Here is a 23,756-nt window from a genome sequence, read left to right as displayed (position 1 = left end):
GGCGAATGACCTTACTTTCGTCATCGCCTTGTTGATTATAATTTAAAAAATGCTTTCGTATTTTGCGCAACCGCTTCAAAAAAGTGGTCTTCCTCTACTTGCATAATTGCCGCAATTTCACGACCGATATGTGGTAAATACATCGGTTCGTTCGTGCGTGATTTCGGTTTTGGTTTCAAGTTTTTCGGAATTAAGTACGGAGCATCTGTTTCAATCATTAAACGATCAAGTGGCATGTATTGTAATGCATCGCGCAAGTCCGTGCCACGTTTCGGATCACATACCCAACCGGTTACCCCGATATGGAATCCTAAATCAATATATGCTTTAAGTTGGTCTTTATCGCCTGTAAAACAGTGTACGACCGAACGCTCAATTAACGATGGGTGCGCCTTCATCACATCGATAAACGCTTCATGTGCAGCTCGCTCATGAAGAAAAATCGGTAAATCATTTTCTTCGGCGAGTCCAAGCTGCGCTTCAAACGCTTCATATTGATCTTTCGGGTCAGAATAGTTGCGGTCAAAATCAAGTCCACATTCTCCGACAGCGACAATTTGCGCATCTTGATACAATGCACGTAATGTGTCTGCAGCTTGTTGCGTAAATGTATCTGCCTCATGTGGGTGAATGCCCGCTGTTGCGTATAACACGCCTGGATGCTTTTTCGCCATCGCTAGAGCACGTTGACTTCCTTCAACGCTCCCCCCTGTTAAAATCATTTGACGAACGCCCGCTGCAAGCGCACGGTCTAATACATCACGCTCGCGTCCTTCAAATTGGTCTTCTGTTAAATTTAATCCAATATCAATCATGTTGTCAGTCCTCTTTCTCAAACAATTACGTCTATCATACGACTTTGCACGCCTTGATACAATTGAAAAAACTTATAAATCATCGAGTTCACGGGCTTGTTCGGGTGTGAGTGAATATTTATCAATCATTTGTTGACATGTACCGAGTAACGTCGCCTCATGAAATCCTTTCTCTTCAAATGACACTTCGATAAAAATGCCTGGAAACAACGTCTCTCCGTATTTTAAAACACGGTACAGGCGAAATCCTTTTTCAAAGACGATAAAGTTTTCACTTAATACGAACGTCTCCGTCACTTGCATTTCTTCTTCTAAAAATAAATCGACAAAATCAGGTGCTTCAATCGCATAACCACGATACATTTTCGGATACACTTCCACAAATTCTAATTGTTGATCTTCACAAAACGCTTCTGAATAAAAAGCGACATCGACCATATCTGGATATTTTTCAATATCTGGCCAATGAACGTCTTCTATCTTTAACGGTGCATCGTCCGTTCCGTATTTTTGAGCGAGCGTTTCGTAATGTTCCTCAAAATAACTTTCTCGTGTTTGCATCATTTTATAAAACAAGCGAATGTCATCACTGACGATAAAAATCGGCACTAATCCTAATGCAGCGTCCGGAAACACCCATACTTCTGCTGGAAATGTGCGCTGTAAATAATCATCATCTAACACCCATTCGCCTTGTTGTTGAATCGCAAATAAGCGGTCTTCTTCACATAACACGATGACCTCTTCTTCACTTAATGCGAGCTTCTGTGCAGCCTCTCGTACGGTTATTTTCATGTTGCCCCTCCTTCGCTGCTTTATATGTATTATTCTCACTTTTGACTGACTTAAACCAAGAACCTACATATAGATGGATTTGCATCGATATAAGACATTACTTTGTTTTGAGCGAAATGACTTTTGTCGCATTGCATTGTAAACGCACCATTTTTCGCGCTTCAGTCGCCGTACGCGCTTGTACTTCCGTTTGTTTCTTCTCTTCTAACGTTTCATATTCGACGATAAATCTTTTTGTACCACAGCGCATATGATCTCTCCTTATTTGTTGTACTATAACAATTTATTTTACAAAATGCAGGCGTTTTATGCTATTTTTTCGCACTCAATTACGATAAATGCTTTAATTACACGATATTGCAACAATTATTTAAATGTGAGCTTTCCTTTTCGCAGTTGTCTGTTGTAAAATAGATGCATTCGAATTATGAGATAATTCAAATACTTTATGTAAAAAATTCGGATATTTCGGTGAATATTTTGGGGATCACCATACTTGGAGGTAAATACATGAAATTAACTGCACAAGAAATTGAAATTGTTGAAATTTTAGAAAAAGATGCCCGTATGGATCTTGCACAAGTTGCAAAAATGGTGGGCCTTTCATTAGAAGAAACAGAAGCAACAGTGAAAAAATTAGAAGATGAAAAAATTATCGTTCGTTACATTTCACTTGTCGATTGGACAAAAATTGAAGAACACCCTGGTGTACGCGCGATGATTGACGTAAAAGTAACACCAAAGCAAGGCGTCGGTTTTGATGACATTGCAGAACGTATTTATCGTTTCGATAAAGTACAATCTGTTTACTTAATGTCAGGTGTGTATGATTTATCAGTTATCGTTGAAGGTAACTCAATGAACGAAGTGGCCAATTTCGTCTCACAAAAACTATCAACGCTTGATTCAGTTATTTCTACAACGACTCACTTCATCTTAAAGAAATATAAGCATGACGGCACAGTATTAGAGGCTGGTAATCAAGATAAACGAATCGTGGTGTCTCCTTAATGATTACGTCGAAAAAAAACTACGTATCTGATATGGTGCAACAATTAAAACCATCCGGCATTCGTAAATTTTTTGATTTAGCAGCTGGTATGGAAGGCGTTGTTTCATTAGGCGTAGGCGAACCAGATTTCGTTACACCTTGGCACGTACGCGAAGAAGCGATTCGTTCATTAGAAACTGGTTTCACAGCTTACACACCGAATGCAGGTCTTTTAGAGCTACGCCAAGAAATTGCCCATTACATGTCGTCACGTTTTAACGTTACATATGATCCTGAACATGAAGTCATCGTAACAGTCGGTGCAAGTTCAGCAATCGATATCGCCATGCGTACGATTTTAAACCCAGGTGAAGAAGTTATCGTCGTCGAGCCTTGTTTCGTCTCATATGTACCAACTGTCGAACTTGCAGGCGGTAAAGCGGTAACCGTTCAAGCATTACAAGAAAACGATTTTAAAATTTTACCGAGTCAATTAGAAGCTGTCGTAACGGATCGTACGAAAGCGATTATGTTATGTTCACCAAATAATCCGACAGGTACGATGTTAAATAAAGAAGAATTAGAAGCAATTGCACAATTTGCGATTAAACACGACATCTTAGTCATTGCCGATGAAATTTACGCAGAGCTTTCTTATGATGAAGATTATACAAGTATGGGTGCCATTGAAAACATGCGCGAACGTACAATTTTAATTAATGGTTTTTCAAAAGGTTTTGCGATGACTGGTTGGCGTTTAGGATTCGTTTGTGCGCCACGCGACATTTCAGAAGCGATGTTGAAAATTTTCCAATATCAATTAATGTGTGCTTCAACGATGTCTCAATACGCTGCAATTGAAGCGCTTCGTAACGGTCGTCCTGAAGTAGATATGATGGTGAAAAGTTATCGTCGCCGTCGTAACTTCATCGTCGAATCGTTCAATGAAATGGGCTTAAGCTGTCACAATCCAGGCGGTGCATTTTACGCGTTCCCTTCGATTAAATCGACAGGCTTAACGTCACAACAATTTGCCGAACAACTATTACAACAAGAAAAAGTTGCCGTCGTGCCAGGCGACGTTTTCGGTGAAAGTGGTGAAGGACATATTCGTTGTTCTTACGCTTCATCCCTTGAACAATTACAAGAAGCGGTAACACGTATTAAACGCTTCATTGAATCTTTAAAATAAGATATTTGATTTTAAGGTGAGGATTTTTATGAATCCTCACCTTTTTTATTTGGTCATATCGAACTAGTATACTTTCCCCTCTCTATGTATGTAGCGAAAAAAACTATACTCAAATTATAAGTTTGTCAATATTTCATTAAGGGGTATATGTATATATATAAAGCTTTTGAAATAGAGGTGAACGACTTGACGCAAAATTTCAACGTTGCAAAAGAGCAATTTTCCCCATTTTGCACGATACAAGATGCATTAAATGTTGCACAAGACGGGGATATGATTACACTAAATGGCACATACGACGAAGCCATTCATATTACGAAAAAAATCATCATTCGTGGACAAAATGCGGTGTTAACGAATCGCGTTTATATAGAAAATGAAGTACACATTGAAAACGTACATTTTAAACAAACGGTTGAAACGCACCATGCACACAGTCATTTTATGAGTTGTACGTTTGACCCTTTAACTGGACCGGCACTTATAACGAAGGGAGAAACAGTCGTTTTACAATGTATGATTCGCAACGGATCGAATGGGATTGAAGCCTATGCGCCGACGACGATACAAGGCACAAAAATCCAACATACGACAACGGGTGTTCTCGCTGAAAATACAACGATTACGATTGAACATAGTACGATTTTAGATAGCAAAACAATTGGACTATCTGTTATCGGTGGCAATGTGAAACTGCACGATACGAACGTATTGCGCTCAGGACAATCTAACATTAAATTAGACGGCACAGCCGCTTCGATTACAGATAGTGCTTCTAAAAATAGTATTGATGGCGCAGGTTTATGGGCGCTCAATCATAGTACGGTTTCTATTTTAAATAGTGCATTAACGAACAATGCAAAGCCAAATGTGAGTGCATCGCATACACAACTATTGATTGACCAAACGAAATTAGAACGTTCGAAGCAATGCGGCATTTGGCTAAAAGAACAATCTAAAGCACACGTGACCAATTGTGTTATTCGCCATAATGCGTTCACGAATATTGACATAAGCGCTTCGATGATTCAATTATCGCAATGTGACATTGCTCATTCGGCAGCAGATGGTTTTCATGCGTCGAAACGTTCTATCGCCCATATCGATCAATGCAACATCAACGATAATGTAGGCTCGAATGTCGTCTACGTAAATAGTGAAGGCAGTATTACAAATTGTACGATACACGATGCGCAAAAAAACGGCATTTGGTTAGAAGATCATGCTCACATTTCGTTAAAACAATCTAAATTGTTCCGCAACGCTTATCCAGCAGTGGCGCTCATGCATAGTAAAATAGATGTCGATAATTGTGCACTATTTGAAGGCGCACAAAGTGGCATTTGGTTAAAAGAACAAGCAACAGCACGCGTCCGTAATAGCCAGTTCCAACATCAAAAAGGCGCACATATCATTGCAGAACGTGAAAGTACATTGTCATTAATGCGCTGCCAACTTAAGCACGCTGGTCAAAATGGCGTGTGGGCGCGCAGTCAGTCAAATGTGACAGTAAATGATTGCAAAATTACACATTGCGCTTATCCAGGCATCGGTGGTAGTCAGTCTACAATCGATATTGTTCATTCAACGATTACGCATCATCGTGAACACGGGGTGTGGTTGAAAGAAGGCACCGTCGCAACGATACAAACATCGACAATTGCAGAAAATGGATACTGCAATATCGCCAATGAAGAAAGTGACTTAACGTTATGTGAAAGTGATGTAACGAATGCGAAAGAACATGGTCTTTTGCTAAAATCAAACAGTCATACGTTTATTCAACAAAGTACGATTCAACAAAGCGGGTACGATAATGTACACGTTGGCGAAGGAGCGAAACTAGAAATGACCGATAGCACGTGTCGAGATGCTGAACACGATGGACTATACATCGATACGGATAGCAGCGTCGTCGTGAAAAATAGTCATTTCATTCGCAATAAACAATACGGTATTTATGAAAAAACAAATACACTGAACGCACTTATCCATCATGCAACGTTTGATGAAAATGGCCAACGAGATCATCTAAAACAACGTGCGCCAAAGCAAGTGACAAATGAGACACCGAAGACGACACCGCCTGTCACAACAGACGCACTCGCTCAATTAGATGCACTTGTTGGCTTACATCCGTTGAAAACAGCGATGCATGCGTTCGTGCAATTGCATCAATTCGAACGAGAAGCGGACGCTTTTGGTTTTACAGAACCAATGCCAGTAATAGCGGAACATACCGTTTTAACCGGCAACCCCGGGACCGGCAAAACGACCGTCGCACATTTAATCGCACGTCTTTACAACGAGCTCGGTTTACTCGAAAAAGGACATGTCGTGCAAGTGAATCGCGAGCAACTTGTCGCTTCCTATATTGGTCAAACTGCTGCAAAGACGCAAAAGAAAATAGATGAAGCGATGGGTGGCGTACTATTCATTGATGAAGCTTATGCCCTCACGCAGCGCGACAGTACGAACGATTTTGGACATGAGGCGATTGAAGTATTACTCGAGGCAATGGAGAGATATCGTGGTAAGTTTGTCGTCATTACGGCAGGTTACCCTGAAGAAATGCAGCGGTTTTTAAAAAGCAATCCAGGGCTTGAAAGTCGTTTTTCACAGCTTTATCATTTTGATGATTATACGCCAGATGATTTGTTAGCAATCGCTACTCAACAGTTTAAGACGCAACAAAGGCAGCTCACGACATCGGCTCGTGAAGCATTATACGAGCGCTACATTTCGTTATGGCGACAAAAAGACCGCTTTTTTGCGAATGCACGTATCGTCCGCCACGACGTCACGACTATTATTAATGCACAAAAATTACGCTGCATGTCCGTTGCACGCAGCAAATGGTCTAAGACGTTATTAACGACGATTAAAGCCGAGGACATTGTCACAGCAACGACGAATAAGCAGAAAGCAGCGGTTACATTGCCAATTAATGAAAAATTACTACAACACACCACACAAACACTGAAGACTTTGTCGGGTATTGATATGGTGAAAAATTATGTACATCAATTAATATCGCTCACGAACAACATGCAGACGACAGCAGAGCGCGCCGCTGCTGTCGCGACTACAGTAATGATTACAGGTCCTAATGGTACTGGTAAAACGACGACTGCTCGCCTACTTGCAAACGTTTATATAGCGCTTGGCATCACACCACGACATACAATTGTGGAAATCACACGGGATATGTTAAAAAGTGCCTTTGAAGGCGATACAGAACGCCTCATCCATCGTTACGTTCAACAAGCGCATCATGGGGTACTGCTCATCGATGATGTGCACCAGCTAGCTCATGGGCAACCTGAAAAAATCGAACAACTCTTTCATTGCTTGCGAGCATATCAAGGAGAAATCATCGTGCTCTGCACAGGACAACATATGAAATTATCACTTTTGTTACGGCAATATCCGCAGTTTGCATATTATTTTGATGAAACGATTACGCTACGTGATTACACGCCTACTACATTACTAAAAATTGCACAACATCAAGCACAACAAGTTGGCTATACGATAGACGCACATGCGACGAATGCGTTATCCTTTTATTTCATGCATCATTACGAATATCGCGACGACAATTTTTCGAATGTTCATCTCGTGACACATACGATAAAACGCGCTATTCGACAAGCGAAACATCGACAATTGAAAAGGAATACAGACGATTGCACTATCTATGTAGAAGACTTACAGTTACGATAATATGCGAAAAGCACACCTCGCTAATGGAGGTGTGCTTTTTTTGAGATCGTTCAACTATAAAAAAGACGCTCATCATCGTCTTATGTATCGTTCATCGTTATTTCTTTTTCGTTGTTTTCTTTTTAACAACTTTTTTAGATGCTTTTTTTACTGTTTTTTTCGTCGCTTTTTTCGTTGTTTTCTTTGCCGGTTTCGTTACCTTTGTTTTCGGTACATCTGGTACGATGACATCGACTGATGCACTGCCATGATCGCTCATAGGTGTCATCGTAAATGTTTCAGTTTTTGTGACAGTCACAATTTCTTCTTCTGATTGTTTAGCGTGCGCTGTGAAAGGAGCTGTAAAAATAGCGACACCACAAAGTGCTAAAAATGATTTTTTAAAATGAGATGTTTTTTTCATCATTCATTTCCCCTCCCGATAAAACAGTTCGTATTTCATATAACTAATGTATCATTAAAATATATAATTTTGAACATTCTAAAAAATAAAAGGTCTAATTACCCTTAAATTATTTTTCTATGACATCATTTATATCTTTTATACTACCTATTATCGTATGACTTAAATTCACCCTTGACACTAAATTGTCAGTTTGTTAAGATAATTTTCAATCAAAGAGCATACAAATTCATTGACGAGAACGAGTACATCGACTTAATTGGCACAGAGAATCGCGATATTGGTGAGAAGCGAGGCAATTGAACGATTGGAAAATCCTCTCCGAGAAGATTCGCTGAATGTAGTAAGCGTATCCGGTAATCTACCGTTAAAAAGGTTGCGTATGATTGTACGTCAAAGTGCTATTAAACAGGTTTGTCATCAACGTAGATGACCTTTTTTGCAGAAAAGCGATGACTAGACGATTCGGTAACGAGCTGTTGCCTCTCATACGTCTTGTCACCGCTTTTTCTTTTGTATGCACGTTCATTTGATAGAAAGAAGGACTTATTGTGAACAAATCATCTATTTCATTCTCGACCTATGCGTTAATCGGAACGATGCTTTTCGGCTTATTTTTCGGAGCTGGCAACTTAATTTTCCCGATTCAACTCGGTCAACTTGCAGGTAACAATTTTTGGCCTGCGCTGATTGGTTTCCTCGTAACGGCGATTGGCTTACCGTTAATGGGTATTTTAGCAATTGGCTTAACAGGTAGTAACGGACTGCGTGACTTAGGTAGCCGCGTACATCCACTGTTCGGCTTAGTATTTTCAGTAGCACTTTACTTAACTATTGGACCGTTCTTTGCGATTCCACGTACGGCGACTGTACCATTTTCTGTAGGGTTTGAACCGTTTATCGGTAAAGAGCACGTGACATTATTTTTAGCACTATTTAGCCTCGTATTTTTTGTAATCGTTTATTATTTCTCATTAAATCCCGCAAAAATTATGGATTATATCGGCAAATATTTAACACCTGCATTTTTAATTTTCTTATTCGTCTTAATTATTATTAGTATCATTAAACCGATGGGCTCGTTTGAAGGTGCTGTTGGCGATTATGTAAATCATTCATTTATTACTGGTTTCAAAGAAGGATATAATACGTTAGATGCTTTAGCGTCACTTGCGTTCGGTATCGTTGTTATTAATGCCATTAAGCAACAAGGCATTACTGATAAAAAACAAATTGCGAACGCGACTTGGAAAGCTGGTTTATTTGCCATTCTTTTAATGGGCGTCATTTATGGCTTCATTACATATATGGGTGCGACAAGCGTTAGCGCTGTCGGTTCATTTGAAAATGGTGCATTAATTTTCGCAGCCGTTGCCGATCATTATTTCGGTTCTTTCGGTGCGGTATTACTTGCGATCATTATCGTACTGGCATGTTTAAAAACAAGTATCGGCTTAATCACTTCTTGTAGTGAATTTTTCCACGAAGTGTATCCACGTATTAGCTATAAATGGTACGTGTTTATTTTATGTATCGTATCATTTACGATTGCTAACTTCGGTTTAAATAACATTATTACGTACGCGGTTCCTGTATTAATGTTCTTATATCCATTAGCAATTGTGTTAATCATTTTAGCGTTATTATCACCTTTATTTAAAGCGCGTCGTCCTGTATTTGCGACAGCGATGTTCTTTACATTCTTTATTAGTATTATTGACGGCTACAATGCATTAATCGGAAGCGTTCCTGAATGGAAAGTTAGCTTCTTACAAAAAATTGCACAGTTTTATGCAGACACATTACCATTCTATGATTTAGGACTCGGTTGGATCGTTCCTGCCGTTGTCGGTGCAATCATCGGTTACATGTACGCGCTGATTAAAAAATAATTATCATCAAAGGTCTCTATCTTTTTACGAAGATAGGGACTTTTTTACTTACTAAAACTTTTAATATACAATGCGCATATTTATTCATTCTTTATTAACAATTATTTCTCATTCATACATATATACGCTGTCATAGGCTATTTTTTCATATTACGTAATCCCTGATTAAACGACATTGTGTCGTCTTTTCACTCTTAAATTAGTAAAAATAACCTTTTTTATGATGTTTTATATATTGCGACGAAAGTTTCATATATAATGAACTGAATATTTAGAAAAATAGAGGTGAAGAAATGAAAAGTATCAAACAAAAGGTTTTAGTCGTATTACTGAGCGTGACCGTTGCATTTACGTTATTAACGGGATTTTCAATGTATATATTGAATAGCATTACCGATTCTTACAATGAAGTGATCGATCAACAAGGCAAAGCGCGCAACAACGTCCAAGTCGTCGTGAGCGAGAGTGTGAAACAATCGCTCGCTGTACGCGGATTAATCGTGTCAACAAAGCTAGAAAATGAAAAGCAATTTAACACATCGAAAGAAGAAATCGATAAACGTTTAAATGAAACATTAACACTCATATCAACGAGCAGTGACCAACAAACGTTACAAAAACTTTTAGCACTCAACATGTCATTTAAAGAGCAGTTCGATAAGATGAATACCGTTGCTAAAAATGGCGGGACATCTGAAGAACTGATGAATATTTGGCAAAATGATGTTTACGCTGTTGGGCAAGAAATGATGAAAACAGCGCAAACATTTTCGACGCAATTAGATGAAAAAATGACCGAAACGTCGGCTGCGAATAAAGCATCTGCGCATCGTGCATTTACGTTTATGGCGATTATTTCAGCAATTTTAATTGTCATTGTAGTACTCGTAAGTTTAAAATTTAATACATTGAAAAAAGCAGAGATCCTATATAGGGTTGAACTGCCCCCCAATTGTTAGACACAATCTAACAATTGGAGGTGTGGTTTTTTTATAACTCATCGGTCCAACCGATATGTTTAATATTCGCAAAACAGCGTATATGAAAAATATCTTCCGCGCGAATATGTTGTAGTTTCATCCCTTTTTCCGTCGGCCATGTTCGTACAAACAACATTTTCCCTGGAATGTCCATCTGCGCACCATTCGTCAATGTAATGGACCATATTGGCAAACATTTTCGATATGCAGCGACTTCGTCTACTAAAATAACGATTTCTTCACTATAATAAATAACTGCATAACGATTGGCTTTTAATACGCGACAAATTTCTCCACGTAACGCTTCCGTATCACCTCGGTTTATTATCAATATTTTTTGATAAGTCGGTTGCGCGTCATAACAACAATTTACTTCATACATTTTAATATGTGCCACATTGAACACCACTTTCAGTTTTTTATTTATCACATGTAATTTAAGTAACTATTTTTTTATTTTTATACACATATAGTATAATTTTCATTATATGAAAAAAATTCATGCAAATTAAACCTTTTAATTATACATTTGTACACTTTTTTTTATAAAATAGGAATAAGAAAATATATCGAAAAAGGAGAACTTATGTCAGAAAAAAAGAAAAAAAATTCCGACCACTTTTTAACGGCTTTATGGTCGTGCTCGGTGCGTTAATTGCAGCATACGGCTTAGAAGCGATTTTAATTCCGAATAACGTATCCGATGGTGGCGTTACCGGCATTAGCATCGTCATCTCACAACTATTTGGTTTACCACTTGGTGTGTTAATCGCCATTATTAACATTCCGTTCATTTGGCTCGGTTATAAACAAATTGGTAAAAGTTTCGCCATCTATTCTATTCTCGGTATCGCTGCTTTAGCAATTGGTACAATGACTCTACACCATGTACATACAATTATCGAAGGTGATACACTACTTATTACAGTAGTCGGTGGTATTATTTTAGGTTTTGGTATGGGTCTTGCCCTTCGTAACGGTGGTGCGTTAGACGGTATCGATATGCTAGCTGTATTGTTAGCGCGTAAATTACCATTCGGTACGAGTGACTTAATTTTATTTTTAAATATGTTCGTCTTCATTCTCGTATCGACAGTATTCGGTTTAGAAGGTGCGATCCTTTCTGGTTTAGCATACTTCATCGCTTCGAAAGTGATTCATATCGTTGAAGAAGGTTTAAGCGGTTCTAAAACGTACAAAATTATTACGAAAGATCCGGAAACGCTCGTTGAAACGATTCGTGATCGTCTCGGTCGTAGTGCAACACTTGCAGACGTATACGGTGGTTATTCAAACGAAAAATTCCGTGAAGTCACTTGTGTCATTAACCGTTTAGAAGATACAAAAATTAAAACAATTATTTTTGAAATTGACCCGAAAGCATTCGTAACTGTGTACGATACAGCCGAAGTTAAAGGCGGGAATTTTACAAAAAAAGATATTCACTAATCAAAAAATGGATCGTGCTTATGCACGGTCCATTTTTTCGTGAAATAACGTGAGTAATCGGTTTTCAATTGATGTCCAATGCGCAGCTAAATCAACCGTCGCAATCGTTATATCATAATCGTCTATTTGAAGCTTAAGCGTTAACGGTTCTGTCACTTGTGGATACAACAGCATACCACACATGATCGGACGTTTTTGCGCATTTGATAAATAACTATACAATTGATACAAATGCGGCGAACGAATTTTATCTACAGAAAAGTTTTGTTGAAACGTCTGCTCATAATATTTCGTATCGATAATCATTTTCATGTCATCGTTCGTAATTGACATATCCGTATACATCTTCGGCATTAGCGATGCATTACCTTCGTATACTTCTTTTACATTCCAACGAATATACTCGCGAGAAACGTGATAACGTTTTAAATGAAGTTTATAAAAATTTCGGACAAAACTTTCAAATAGTGCGTGCATTTGCGTGCGCTCAAAATCGATAAATTGCAATTTTCCACTACGTTCATCGATCATCGCGTACGTACAAATGAGCTGACAAATCGATAGCGCTGTGCGATAGCGTTCATTGTATTTATGAAAATGTAGCTGTTGAAAATGCTGTGGCGTCACGTCAATTCGTTGTACTTGACGAAAATAACGCATATACCCTTTTAGCCGTTGTACCGTATCAGGCGATAACGTCGCATCTTGAATGAGCCGATGCAAGGTATATCGAATAATTTGGTTATACAATTGATCAATCGAAAATTCATCATATGCGCTAACGACAGTTGGTTTCCCTGCGTAACGCATCGTTTCTTTCATCTGAATGCGTCCATGCGGCATCGACGTTGCTTCGACATTCGATACGTACGTTTTATAAAGTCCTCGTTTCGTAATCGGTTTTAACGCACGCGCTAACGCTCTAGCAAACCATTCAACTAACGTCGTACGCCCCGATAAATGGACTCGTTTCTCCCCAATCGGTGGTAACACCCCGACACTATAGCTCAACATATAATAAATGTTTTCAATCGGAATCATGCGACACCTCATACATGAGCTTTGAGATTTCAGTTTCAGCGAGCATTGGCTCATCGTACCAATATTCTTTCAATAGCGGGGCAATTTCAAACTGAATTACGCGCGTATACCACTTCACCGGATCCCCTATCGGCTGCGTAAAATAACTATGGCCGATTAAAAAGCCGGTACCTAAGTTTGGATCTTCCGCGATCACTGCATTTAATGTCGTCATTTTCTCAATCATAAAATCGACGAGCAATACAGGTACTTCTGCATCTAACAAATGTTGACGGAACTTGTCATTAAACATCGGTTTCAGAGAGACAAACGCAAATCGTCGGCGCAATGCATAATCGACAAATGCGAGTGAACGATCCGCCGTATTCATTAATCCAATCACGTATACATTGTCTGGAATATAAAATCGCGTCGTCGGATCATACGCTAATGGCATCGCAAAGTCAACGCCACGCTTATCCGCTTCTAACAACGTTAACAACTCTCCGAAAATTTTACTTACATTGCCGCGGTTCATTTCATCAATGATGAAATAATAGTGATGTGTCGGGTCTGCTTGCGCCCGTTTACAAAATTGATAAAAACGGCCGTTCTGTAGACGGAACCCTCCATTTGGATCTGGACGGTATCCTTGTATAAAATCGTCGTAACTATACGACTGATGAAATTGTACCGTTTCAATAAATTCAGGTTCGATATAATCCATTTGTAAATAGGCGAGTTTTCGCGCGATAAAGCTTTTACCGACGCCCGGTGGTCCTTCGATAACGATATTCTTTTTATATGCTAATGCATCTTCCATTTCTGTCAGCATATCTTCATCGATAAACAATTGCTCAATGATTTGCGGACGATCAACCATTAACTGAGCTTGAAATGGTGTATAGGCAATATCATTTGACGTCAAAAATTGTGTGTATTCAATATCGTTAAACGTATAGCAATCTAATGTTTCTGGTGCATCTATCGGCGTTAAAAATTGTTCAATCGCTGTATGCACAACAGTGAAATGGTGTTCAAACCAAATGAGTGGTCGCTGCTGCGTCGCCGTTAAAACAATTTTTTCATCGCGCGATGCATTAATTGCTGCTAAGTCTTCTTTCGTTGCGACACGTTGAATGCGCGAAAGTATACGTGGCGCTCCGTCATACCAGTAGAGCGCATATACGTTGTCCGCTGCTAATTGTTCTTCTAAAAACTGTTTCACGATCGGGAGTTGATCTCCTTCATCGGTAAACCAATATTTATCAAAAGAACCATCTTCATTGTTGTGCTCAAAATGCATGTAAGCAAGCGGATTTTCATCAAAATCAAAACGAACGACTAACGCCATATTGCAAATCTCCTTTAAATCTTAATACTGCTATTGTACCATCAAATATTACAGCACACCGCGGACATTTCGACGTTTTAAAAAGCCGATAATAATCGCTACGACGATAATGATGATGAGAATTGTCGTGGCGACAATAATCGCTTGTGAACTGTTCGATACGATAATACCTGTGAATGCCCAGACAACGACAAGTGGGAAGAAAATATCGCGTGAAATGAAGCGGGCACCGAGCGCGATAAACGTCGCAACAACCATTAATAAAATCGTGCCGTATACTTCTGAAATACCGAGTGAAATGCCATCGTTTTTCATCGTAAAACTAAAGTTGGCAATTGTGGCAACCGCAATCCAACTTAAATAAACAGAGAACGGTAAACGCTCTGCTACGTGCCAGTTCCCTTTCGGATACGTTAAATAAAGTGCAATCAATGTGAGTAGCAACAACACCATAACGACTGTTGATGTCCAGAAAAACTCGTAATGGTATGTTAAAAGCCATAACGCATTCAAAATAGATGATGCCGAAAATAGAACTGCTTGTGTTTTCGTCGTATCTTTACGAATCCATTGCATCACAAGCCAAATAAGAACGAGCGCGTATATGAGCCCCCAAATCGAAAAAACATATCCTGCTGGTGTAAATAAAACGTTCAATGAATTTGAAATTTCACCTGTACGTTGCCCATTAATCGGTAAAATATTGGCCAATGCATTTGTAACAATCATGATGATAAATGTTACAGTCATCCATACATATTTATTCATATCAATCTCCTCCTTTTAAAGTTCTTACCCTGTTATACAAAAAAATAAAAGAGGTATCTCGCCACGATACCTCTACGCTCACTATGCAAATACAGCTGTCTTTAATTTATCAATTGCCGTGCGCTTGATACGTGATACGTGCATTTGAGAAATTCCTAGCTGTGCGCCAATTTCAATTTGTGTCATATTCAACAAAAACGTAAATTCAATGACGTCTCGTTCGCGTTCATCTAAGACGTGAATACAAGATTTTACAGCCATTAATTGCTCAACTTGTTCAAAACGTTGGTCGACATCACCAATCATATCTAAAAATGTTCGTTCTTTTTCTTCGTGCTCAGCTTCCATCGGCACGTCTAACGATAACGTATTATAACTCGTCATCATTTCCATTGTTTCTAACACTTCTTCTACGCTAAAATCTACGCGCGCCGCAATTTCTGGAATCGTCGGCGACCGTTGCAATTCTGTCGTTAATTCATTGACGACGCGTTTAATACGTGGCCCTAATTCCTTCACCCTTCTCGGTACGTGTACATCCCATGTCGTATCGCGAATATAGCGTTTAATTTCCCCTAAAATCGTCGGAATCGCAAATGCTTCAAAGCTTTGCTGAATCGAGATATCAAATCGTTGAATCGCTTTTAAAAGCCCTATCACGCCTACTTGAAATAAGTCCTCTTGATGCGTGTAATTGTTCGCATACTTGTTTGTGATCGAATAAATTAAATGCTTATAATTTAATACGAGCTCTGTTTGGGCATGTTCATCGCGATTACATTGACATTGCTGAATCCATTGTTGTACTTGCGTCTTTGATGCATACTTTGTTGTCATCGATATACACCTACTTTGTTAGTTTTCCATAACCCCAATTAATCGCAATCACAATTGACACTCTTCTAAATTTCTACCCATTCGGTGTAAAAAGAAATCTTTATTTACCTAAAATAGGGTAATAGTTCCAATTCATAGTATATGTATGTTGGTCCTTCTTTCTAATCAGCAGTCCGTCCATACATAAAAAAGAACGCACGGCCAAAAACACGCCTTTTCTGTATGAAAAAGCGTGTTGCCTACTAAATAGATTGTGTTGATCTCGAAATCGTTTCATAAAAAGCACGTAAAGACGCTTTCGTGAAGTCGACAGGATTATTTTGCATATTGCCGGTAAAGCTTTCATCGACAATTGCCTGTAATTGTTCGTCAGTCTCCACACCAATTTCTTCCCATGTATGACGTAATCCGAGATGTCGTTTTAATTGCTCAATTGCCTCTGCTACATGGGCAGCATCTTCAAAGCCTAGTTGACGTGAAATATCGTGTAAACGTTCTGTATCTTCGCTGTGCGTGGCATTATACACCCAAAACTTCGGCAATGTGAACGCACATGCTTCACCGTGTGGGACGTTTAACTGCTCTGTTAATGGATACGAACACGCATGCGCCGCTGCTGTGCCCGTTAAATTAAACGCCATACCCGCAGATACAGACGCTTCCGCCATTTTCGTACGCACCGCTAAATTGTCTGGTTCATCATAAGCTTTCGTTAAATACGTAAACACTAATTTTGCGGCATGTAATGCAAATAAATCCGTAAATGGTTGATGATGTTTACTGTAAAGTGCTTCTAATGCATGTGCTAGCACATCAATGCCACTCGTCGCCGTGACATTTTTCGTACAACTTAACGTTAATACCGGATCTACTAATGCAGTCGTTGCATACAATAGCGGGCTATTCAGCGGCGCTTTGCGACCAGATACGGTATCCGTTAATACCGACACTTTCGTAATTTCACTTGCCGTACCAGCCGTCGTCGGAATCGCGATAATCGGTAATCCTTTTGCTGTCGGTAGTGCTGTGCCATCAAAATATTGTTGTACTTGAATCTTTGTTGGCGCTAAAAGTACAGCTACCTTTGCCGCATCTAACACACTACCGCCACCAAGCGCTACCGCAAAATCATAATTACCTGAACGCAACATGTCAACACAATGTTGTGTGTTGTCGACCGTTGGATTCGGTTGAATATCGTAAAAGACGTCTATTAACGTCGGGTTTTGTTGTTGTAGTGTAGCAACGATACCATGTTGGATCATTGATTTTGTTGAAATGATTAATCCTTTTTTGCCGTTAAATGATTGAATCATCGTCGGTAATTGCGTTAATACACCTTCTCCAAAAACGACGGGTACCGATTGATGAAATGTAAATGTTGTCATTGTTGTTCACCTCTAGTAGTTATCATACGCATTGTAGCATACGTTACACGTGTACTTCGTTAAATTGTGGCATTACCAGTTCACCGAAGCGCGTTGCTTCTTCTGCATGTGGGAAACCTGATAATACAAAATGCGTAATACCAACATCTACATAGTCTTGTAGCGCTTCTTTCACTTGCGCTGGCGTGCCAACGATCGCTGTACCTGCACCTTTACGTACTTTTCCGATACCAGTCCAGCTATATTTATCAAAACGATCTGTCGTCGAAGCAATGTCTGTCATACGTTGCTGTGCAGTAGAATCGCTACCCTCTTTTAACGATTGAATCGACTGTTGCACGTTTTGATCGATTTTACTAATAATGTTGTGCGCCGCTTCCCATGCTTCCTCTTCTGTTTCACGTACGACGATGTGCAAACGAATGCCATATTCTAATGTACGGCCGCGTTGTGTAGCACGTGCTTTCACATCTTCAATTTGCGCTTTAATTTGCGCAACAGGTTCTCCCCATTGTAAAAACACGTCCGCATGTTCGGCGGCGATATCTTTCGCAATGTCAGATGAACCACCGAAGTAAATCGGAATACCCGCTTCTTGTTTAACCGGTGGGAATAATTTGGCATTCGTCGTTTCGAAAAACTTCCCTTTATGTGTGACACTATCTTGTTCCCACGTTTTTTTAATGACGTCTAAAAATTCTCCTGTACGTTCATAGCGTTCATCATGCGCCGTGTAATCACCGTCTTGTGCAAGTTCTGTTTGCGAACCGCCTGTCACGACATTCACAAGTAAGCGACCGTTCGAAAATTGATCTAATGTCGTCGCAATTTTTGACGCCACAGTCGGTGCGATAAAGCCCGGACGGAATGCGACAAGTGGGCGGATTTTTTTCGTATGGTGAACGATTGCTGAACCAACTAACCATGAATCTAAATACGGAACACCTGTTGGAATTAAAATCCCTTCAAACCCTGCATCTTCTGCCGCCTGTGCCACTTTCGTAATGTTTTCTAAATTTGCCTCACGCTCTGGTTTTGCTGTACCTAAATGTTCTCCGTCGCCACTCGTTGGGGCGAACCAATAAAAATGTACGTTTGTCATCTATAATTCCTCCTATGAAATCGGCATATGTGTCTCGTTTTGTATGTGATATTGCGGAGCTCTTTTCGTTTATAAACAAAAAGAGCCCTTCATGACATTACGTGTCATCAAGAGCTCTGGTTATCCAGTCACTACATATTTCTTATGTAGTCTACGATAAAACATTCAATACCTATTAGTCAAGTAGGAATAATAAATATTTTCAGAATAGTCTTATTTTTATTTTATAAGTGTTGTCATCTATTAACCGAATGTTAGTTTATTTTCTGCGATATACAATTGATGACGCCCTTGTGCTTTTGCGACGTATAATGCTTGATCGGCCCGTTCAAACAATTGCTCAAACGTTTCATCATGACGAATTGCAAGGCCCATCGAAGTCGTAAATGTAATAGGATGGTCATCATAGCTCATAAACATTTGATGAATCGACGCGTACATCTTTTTCATTTGCGTAGCGATGTCTGTAATCGTATTATCTAATAAAATCATAAACTCATCTCCGCCGTATCGTACAATCGTTACCCCTTCTGTAGAGGATGATTGCAATGACTTCGCTAACAGCATAATCGCGGCATCGCCACACGCATGACCATATGTATCATTCATTTTTTTCATACGATCAATGTCTAAAATGGCGCATGCAACGATTGATGTTTTATTTGCTTCTTCATAATAGCGGCGATTGTAAACGCCTGTTAATGAATCGATATACGCCATCGTTTGCCAGTTTTCAATTTCTTGTTGAACTAAATAAGCAGCATATTTTTCTTCGCTCGTTTGCCAAATACCTTCTTCGATATCTTTAATTTGGCGCAATAAAATTTCGAACGTAAAGTCATCTAACCCAACGCGCTTCGCATCTGACAATGCTTCTTTATATACCATTTTTAGCGTATCCGTCATGCCTTCTGCTTTCAGTTCAGCAAAGCGTTGACGTGTAAAAGCTTTATATTCCTCAAAGCGTTTATCTGCCAATGCCTCATAACTCGCAATCGCCGCCAAATTGTAAACGGCTGATTTTTCTTTATATGCATGAACATGCTTGCGGAAAATATTTGCCCAAATCGCTAATTGTGCTCGGTCCCCAACATCTAAAAATAGTCGACAAAAATTCGTGACTAAAAAGCGATATGAGTTAAAACCTTGCTTCAAATACGATTCGATAAATGGAATATCGAGCACTGCTAACAAAGCTTCGTGTACTTCGTCTAATGCCCAACCAAAATCACGATAATAAACCGTTCGCTCATACACCCAATTGGAATAATGCGTAAATCTACGTGGGTCAGACGTTTCAAAATGTTGTAAAATCTCAAAATAGCGATTGTTTTCAAGCTTTTTCACTTCTGGCGCACCGTAATAAAAGCTCGTTGCGGATTTTAACATTTGCACGCGTAACCGAACAGCTAACGTCTCGACGAATGGTTCAAGTTGATCGAACAAATCCATATATTCTAACGCTAAGTACCCTCGGCCAATATCAACAGCGGTGCTATTTAAAGCAATCAATAACAATAGCTGTTCCTCTCCTGAAAGTGTACTCGCGTGATTCATATAATAGTCTCGTTGCTCTAACCATAAATCCATACTTTCCACACAACCATCGATTTCATAATATTTTCGAATGATTTCATTCATCTCATCACCTACTTTTCACTAATTGATTTCGGCCGTTACGCTTCGCCATATATAATGCTTTATCCGCACGTTTTAACAACGTATCGAGCGTATCTTCATCATTTTTCACAGCGTAACCCATCGACAAGTGAACGGTTAAGCCCCCTTTACCTGTATCGATATATAACGTTTTCATCGATGTAAATAACTGATCAATAAACAGTTCTGCTTGTTGCGGCTCGGTTTCTAATAATAAGTTAAATTCATCTCCGCCATAACGTACTGCTTTAACGTAGTTTGGGCAAAATGCTTGTAAAATGTGGCCGATTTTTTGTAACACCGCATCCCCAGCTTTATGACCGTATGTATCATTAATTTGTTTGAAACGATCGATATCAAAGAAAGCGACGCTTAATTGCGTAGGCATTTGATAATCATATAAATAACGTCGATTGTACAATCCTGTTAACTGATCATGAATTGCTGCTTTTTTCAAATTGACGTAGCCACGCGTTTCTTTCGACAGTTTTTCTTTTTGTGTTAAAATCCCTTGTGTTTGATACACTTCCAACAAACGTTCGGCCAATTCGATGCCAAGTTGGGTACGATTTGCTGCTTGTGCGTACGCGATCTGTTTTTGAAGCAATTGAATCATTTGACGATGTTCATCTCGTTGCGTACGTACTTGCAATTCTGCGTCAATCATCTCTAAAAACAACGGTTCATTTTCTGACACGAGTGCGACATAACGGTTCATCTCATAATAAATTTCATGAAACGACTGCACGACTGGCGCATGCATATGCTGTTTAAAAAATGCGACGATCACTTTTAATTGCTCATATTGACCACAGAAGAAGTACGTTTCTGCCGCGCTTGGGAATAGCGTGCGCATCGATACAGGCGCTTCGTTCAAAATGTCATCAAATGGTGGCATGTATGCATTGACGACGTCTAACGCCGCTTCATAACGCTTTTTACTTAATAAATAATATAAGTAATTACCGGTCGTATCGCAAAGATGAGAGAGCTTACCGGTTTGCTTAGCATATTGGAAAACGTGTGCAAACAACGTGTCGACGTCTGTACCATCGTTACGAGCTGCGACAATCGCCCGCTTCATCGCAGTATAATACAATGCTTCTGGCGTTTGTAATTGTTGCGCTAATTGGTTGAGCAGTTCTAAATGTTCATAAGCAGCGTCGAATAATCCTAAGTTCACTTGACAATTTGTCATATAATTTAACAAATCAAAATGTTGCGCGGTCGTTAAATGACGAGACTTATGTAATAAATCTCGAAATTCATGGAGGCTTGCTTCAAATTCTCCACGTTCAAATAGTTGAACGGCTTGTGTATAATGCGACGTATAAGTCATCGTAACGTTCCTTCCTTTATTTTTTACTATAATAATATTTTACCAAAAAAGACGATTATCAAACAAAAAACCCGCCCTATAGGACGAGTTTCTCGTTATGAAGTATGTTCGATTTGTGACACCGTCTTCAATAATCGAATATCTAATTTCGATATGACGACTCCTGCTAACATAAAGCACGCACCAACGTAACCTTGCAGCGTTAATACTTCATGGAAGAAAATAAATGTAAAAATAATCGTGAATACAGGTTCTAATGAAAAAATAAGCCCTGTACGCGTCGGTGTCGTATATTGTTGTGCCACTGTTTGTCCGATAAACCCACAAGCACTACATAAAATGCCGAGCGCAAGTACCGACCACCACGCTGTTGGTGTATGCGGTAAATGTGGTGTTTCTAATATATACGAGCAAACGATTGCAAATACAGCAGTATAACCGAGCTGCCAAATACCGAGTGTGAGCGCATCTGTCTGCGTCGCAACACGATCTGTTACTAAAATATAAATTGCATATAATAACGCGCCAATCATAATAAGCAAATCACCGCGTTGAATTTCAAAACCGTGCGTCATCGTCATACAGCAAATTCCGATAAATGACAGCGCAACACCGATCGTCACGTTTCGTGCTAATTTTTGTTTGTACAATACCGCGAGCAATAATGGGACGAACACAACTGCTAAACTAAATAAAAATCCTGCGTTTGAAGCAGACGTTGATTGAATGCCTACCGTCACAACCGCTAAAGCTGCAAATAACAATACCCCGAGTATCGCACCATGTTTCAGCATGAGCCACGTCGTTTTCAACATTCGTTTGTAAAAAATCAGTCCTGCTAGTATAAATGCAATCCCAAAACGTAACGCAATTAAATTGTATGCTTCAATATCATCAAGCCCTAGTTTAATGAATAAATAAGATGCTCCCCAAAATAGTGTCACGACAAGCATAATGATATCGCCGCGCCACGTTCCCCCTTTTGTCTTACTCATAAAGTCTCTCACCAAGCCTTCCAAAATAACTTAAGTCCCATTATAATAGCTATATTCACTTTAGAAAATTGAATGTTTTTAAACGTTTACATGAAAAAAATGCAACTAAGGAGAAATCGTTATGTCTTTAGCAAAATTCGAAATATTTAGCACAATTGTTGCACTTGGCAGTTTCGCAAAAGCGAGTGAAAAACTCGGTTTAACCCAGTCAGCCGTCAGTCATGCCATTGCCAGTTTAGAGCGCGAATATGGTTTTTCATTACTAACGCGCGGCCGCTCTGGCATTCATTTAACGACGAACGGCGAGCGCGTTTTAAGTTATATGAATGCGATGTTAAAAATCGAAAAAGAAATGCAACAAGAAATTGCCCAACTAAATGGTTTAGTCGTCGGAGAAGTGCGTATCGGGACGTTCTCGAGCGTCTCAGCGCAATGGCTCCCAGAAATCTTGCAACATTTTAAGTCTCAATATCCGCACATCGACATTCAACTTTTTGAAGGCGATTACGATGATATTGAGTCATGGATTGCCAGTGGTTACGTCGATTTCGGTTTCGTATCGCTACCGACGTCGTATCAATTTGAAGTGAAACCGTTGAAGAAAGATCGAATGGTTTGTCTCGTAGAACAACATCACCCACTCGCACAGCTCGACAACGTTCATTGGAAAGCGATGGAACAATATCCATTTATCCGCGCGAAAAAAGGCAGTGATAACGATTTAAAACGTATTTTAAAAGCACATCATATCGATTTAAACGTTCGATTTGAACTGTTTGATGACCAAGCGATTTTTTCAATGGTGTCTCACGATATCGGCATTAGCGTTCTTTCAGAATTGGCTGTTTATCGCGTTCCCGACAATATCCGCATCGTTCATTTACAACCTGAAGAATATCGTACGATCGGGATTGCTGCACAGTCATTTAGCACGCTTGCACCTGCGACGAAAAAGCTCATCGATTATTTAACAGCCTACGTCGAACGAACAACGCAAAAAGAAGCGCATTAAAAAAGAGGAGACTAATAATAGCCTCCTCTGAAATGTCTG

21 protein-coding genes are annotated in these 23,756 nt (G+C 39.5%); 7 read left to right on the top strand and 14 right to left on the bottom strand.

The annotated features are described in order from the left end of the window. Positions 1-35: 35 nt before the first annotated feature. The 3 genes from KMHG_RS09125 to KMHG_RS19425 form a co-directional block, all read right to left on the bottom strand. Complete coding sequence (locus KMHG_RS09125) at positions 36-815, bottom strand: TatD family hydrolase (protein ID WP_010288901.1); 780 nt, start codon at positions 813-815, stop codon at positions 36-38. Positions 816-887: 72 nt separating this feature from the next. After that, the gene (locus KMHG_RS09120; protein ID WP_010288899.1) at positions 888-1,610 is read right to left on the bottom strand and encodes a hypothetical protein; all 723 of its coding nucleotides are present in this window, start codon (positions 1,608-1,610) and stop codon (positions 888-890) included. Between the two features lie 97 nt (positions 1,611-1,707). Further along, entirely contained in the window at positions 1,708-1,860 is a 153-nt protein-coding gene (locus KMHG_RS19425) for a hypothetical protein (protein WP_187116277.1), read from the bottom strand. 260 nt (positions 1,861-2,120) lie between these two features. On the opposite strand from KMHG_RS19425, the gene KMHG_RS09110 reads away from it, so the two are divergent. From KMHG_RS09110 to KMHG_RS09100, 3 genes are all read left to right on the top strand, one after another. Beyond that, positions 2,121-2,621: an Lrp/AsnC family transcriptional regulator gene (locus KMHG_RS09110; protein WP_010288896.1), complete on the top strand. Its 501-nt coding sequence runs from the start codon at positions 2,121-2,123 to the stop codon at positions 2,619-2,621. Beyond that, complete coding sequence (locus tag KMHG_RS09105) at positions 2,621-3,793, top strand: aminotransferase (protein ID WP_010288893.1); 1,173 nt, start codon at positions 2,621-2,623, stop codon at positions 3,791-3,793. Before KMHG_RS09110 ends, KMHG_RS09105 begins: the two co-directional genes overlap by 1 nt. A 186-nt stretch (positions 3,794-3,979) precedes the next feature. Beyond that, the gene (locus KMHG_RS09100; RefSeq protein ID WP_010288892.1) at positions 3,980-7,519 is read left to right on the top strand and encodes a right-handed parallel beta-helix repeat-containing protein; all 3,540 of its coding nucleotides are present in this window, start codon (positions 3,980-3,982) and stop codon (positions 7,517-7,519) included. 97 nt (positions 7,520-7,616) lie between these two features. On the opposite strand, the gene KMHG_RS19355 is transcribed toward KMHG_RS09100, so the two are convergent. Continuing rightward, complete coding sequence (locus KMHG_RS19355) at positions 7,617-7,925, bottom strand: hypothetical protein (RefSeq protein WP_010288890.1); 309 nt, start codon at positions 7,923-7,925, stop codon at positions 7,617-7,619. 548 nt (positions 7,926-8,473) lie between these two features. On the opposite strand from KMHG_RS19355, the gene brnQ reads away from it, so the two are divergent. Then, positions 8,474-9,814: a branched-chain amino acid transport system II carrier protein gene (brnQ, locus tag KMHG_RS09090; RefSeq protein ID WP_010288889.1), complete on the top strand. Its 1,341-nt coding sequence runs from the start codon at positions 8,474-8,476 to the stop codon at positions 9,812-9,814. A 293-nt stretch (positions 9,815-10,107) separates the two neighbouring features. After that, entirely contained in the window at positions 10,108-10,773 is a 666-nt protein-coding gene (locus tag KMHG_RS09085) for a hypothetical protein (protein ID WP_010288888.1), read from the top strand. A 31-nt stretch (positions 10,774-10,804) separates the two neighbouring features. Here KMHG_RS09085 and KMHG_RS09080 read toward each other — a convergent pair whose 3' ends face one another. After that, positions 10,805-11,191: a hypothetical protein gene (locus tag KMHG_RS09080; RefSeq protein WP_010288887.1), complete on the bottom strand. Its 387-nt coding sequence runs from the start codon at positions 11,189-11,191 to the stop codon at positions 10,805-10,807. A gap of 236 nt (positions 11,192-11,427) precedes the next feature. Here KMHG_RS09080 and KMHG_RS09075 point away from each other — a divergent pair, with 236 nt between their 5' ends. After that, positions 11,428-12,243, top strand: a complete 816-nt coding sequence (locus KMHG_RS09075; protein WP_010288886.1) for a YitT family protein — start codon at positions 11,428-11,430, stop codon at positions 12,241-12,243. Between the two features lie 18 nt (positions 12,244-12,261). Here the strand turns inward: KMHG_RS09075 and KMHG_RS09070 are convergent, their stop codons facing one another. From KMHG_RS09070 to KMHG_RS09030, 9 genes are all read right to left on the bottom strand, one after another. Further along, complete coding sequence (locus tag KMHG_RS09070) at positions 12,262-13,284, bottom strand: 5-methylcytosine restriction system specificity protein McrC (protein ID WP_010288884.1); 1,023 nt, start codon at positions 13,282-13,284, stop codon at positions 12,262-12,264. Beyond that, positions 13,271-14,617 carry an AAA family ATPase gene (locus tag KMHG_RS19075; protein WP_010288882.1) on the bottom strand — a complete coding sequence of 449 codons (1,347 nt, stop codon included), beginning with the start codon at positions 14,615-14,617 and terminating at the stop codon, positions 13,271-13,273. The genes KMHG_RS09070 and KMHG_RS19075 overlap by 14 nt, the downstream gene beginning before the upstream one ends. A gap of 48 nt (positions 14,618-14,665) precedes the next feature. Further along, the gene (locus tag KMHG_RS09060) at positions 14,666-15,385 is read right to left on the bottom strand and encodes a TspO-related membrane protein (RefSeq protein ID WP_010288880.1); all 720 of its coding nucleotides are present in this window, start codon (positions 15,383-15,385) and stop codon (positions 14,666-14,668) included. A gap of 81 nt (positions 15,386-15,466) precedes the next feature. Next, on the bottom strand, positions 15,467-16,222 hold the full coding sequence (gene sigB, locus KMHG_RS09055) for an RNA polymerase sigma factor SigB (protein ID WP_010288878.1): 756 nt from the start codon (positions 16,220-16,222) through the stop codon (positions 15,467-15,469). A 242-nt stretch (positions 16,223-16,464) separates the two neighbouring features. Beyond that, on the bottom strand, positions 16,465-17,610 hold the full coding sequence (locus tag KMHG_RS09050) for an iron-containing alcohol dehydrogenase family protein (RefSeq protein ID WP_010288877.1): 1,146 nt from the start codon (positions 17,608-17,610) through the stop codon (positions 16,465-16,467). A 43-nt stretch (positions 17,611-17,653) separates the two neighbouring features. Next, a complete protein-coding gene (locus KMHG_RS09045) occupies positions 17,654-18,712 on the bottom strand; it encodes an LLM class flavin-dependent oxidoreductase (RefSeq protein ID WP_010288876.1) in 1,059 nt (352 codons plus the stop codon). Positions 18,713-18,955: 243 nt separating this feature from the next. Further along, positions 18,956-20,353, bottom strand: a complete 1,398-nt coding sequence (locus KMHG_RS18385) for a GGDEF domain-containing protein (protein ID WP_010288875.1) — start codon at positions 20,351-20,353, stop codon at positions 18,956-18,958. Positions 20,354-20,357: 4 nt separating this feature from the next. Continuing rightward, complete coding sequence (locus KMHG_RS18380) at positions 20,358-21,710, bottom strand: GGDEF domain-containing protein (RefSeq protein ID WP_010288872.1); 1,353 nt, start codon at positions 21,708-21,710, stop codon at positions 20,358-20,360. A gap of 95 nt (positions 21,711-21,805) precedes the next feature. Further along, complete coding sequence (locus tag KMHG_RS09030) at positions 21,806-22,705, bottom strand: DMT family transporter (RefSeq protein WP_010288870.1); 900 nt, start codon at positions 22,703-22,705, stop codon at positions 21,806-21,808. A gap of 121 nt (positions 22,706-22,826) precedes the next feature. Between KMHG_RS09030 and KMHG_RS09025 the strand changes: the two genes are divergently transcribed. Next, positions 22,827-23,717: a LysR family transcriptional regulator gene (locus tag KMHG_RS09025; RefSeq protein WP_010288868.1), complete on the top strand. Its 891-nt coding sequence runs from the start codon at positions 22,827-22,829 to the stop codon at positions 23,715-23,717. Positions 23,718-23,756: the final 39 nt, after the last annotated feature.

This window comes from Kurthia massiliensis, from assembly GCF_000285555.1.
Lineage (GTDB): Bacteria > Bacillota > Bacilli > Bacillales_A > Planococcaceae > Kurthia > Kurthia massiliensis.
The sequence above is the reverse complement of the archived record's forward strand: the minus strand, read 5'-3'. Positions and strand labels throughout refer to the sequence as shown.

Coding starts and splice junctions, on each gene's coding strand:
- KMHG_RS09125 (WP_010288901.1), bottom strand. CDS start 815: ATGATTGATATTGGATTAAATTTAACAGAAGACCAATTTGAAGGACGC.
- KMHG_RS09120 (WP_010288899.1), bottom strand. CDS start 1,610: ATGAAAATAACCGTACGAGAGGCTGCACAGAAGCTCGCATTAAGTGAA.
- KMHG_RS19425 (WP_187116277.1), bottom strand. CDS start 1,860: ATGCGCTGTGGTACAAAAAGATTTATCGTCGAATATGAAACGTTAGAA.
- KMHG_RS09110 (WP_010288896.1), top strand. CDS start 2,121: ATGAAATTAACTGCACAAGAAATTGAAATTGTTGAAATTTTAGAAAAA.
- KMHG_RS09105 (WP_010288893.1), top strand. CDS start 2,621: ATGATTACGTCGAAAAAAAACTACGTATCTGATATGGTGCAACAATTA.
- KMHG_RS19355 (WP_010288890.1), bottom strand. CDS start 7,925: ATGATGAAAAAAACATCTCATTTTAAAAAATCATTTTTAGCACTTTGT.
- KMHG_RS09085 (WP_010288888.1), top strand. CDS start 10,108: ATGAAAAGTATCAAACAAAAGGTTTTAGTCGTATTACTGAGCGTGACC.
- KMHG_RS09075 (WP_010288886.1), top strand. CDS start 11,428: ATGGTCGTGCTCGGTGCGTTAATTGCAGCATACGGCTTAGAAGCGATT.
- KMHG_RS09070 (WP_010288884.1), bottom strand. CDS start 13,284: ATGATTCCGATTGAAAACATTTATTATATGTTGAGCTATAGTGTCGGG.
- KMHG_RS19075 (WP_010288882.1), bottom strand. CDS start 14,617: ATGGCGTTAGTCGTTCGTTTTGATTTTGATGAAAATCCGCTTGCTTAC.
- KMHG_RS09060 (WP_010288880.1), bottom strand. CDS start 15,385: ATGAATAAATATGTATGGATGACTGTAACATTTATCATCATGATTGTT.
- sigB (WP_010288878.1), bottom strand. CDS start 16,222: ATGACAACAAAGTATGCATCAAAGACGCAAGTACAACAATGGATTCAG.
- KMHG_RS09050 (WP_010288877.1), bottom strand. CDS start 17,610: ATGACAACATTTACATTTCATCAATCGGTACCCGTCGTTTTTGGAGAA.
- KMHG_RS09045 (WP_010288876.1), bottom strand. CDS start 18,712: ATGACAAACGTACATTTTTATTGGTTCGCCCCAACGAGTGGCGACGGA.
- KMHG_RS18385 (WP_010288875.1), bottom strand. CDS start 20,353: ATGAATGAAATCATTCGAAAATATTATGAAATCGATGGTTGTGTGGAA.
- KMHG_RS18380 (WP_010288872.1), bottom strand. CDS start 21,710: ATGACTTATACGTCGCATTATACACAAGCCGTTCAACTATTTGAACGT.
- KMHG_RS09030 (WP_010288870.1), bottom strand. CDS start 22,705: ATGAGTAAGACAAAAGGGGGAACGTGGCGCGGCGATATCATTATGCTT.
- KMHG_RS09025 (WP_010288868.1), top strand. CDS start 22,827: ATGTCTTTAGCAAAATTCGAAATATTTAGCACAATTGTTGCACTTGGC.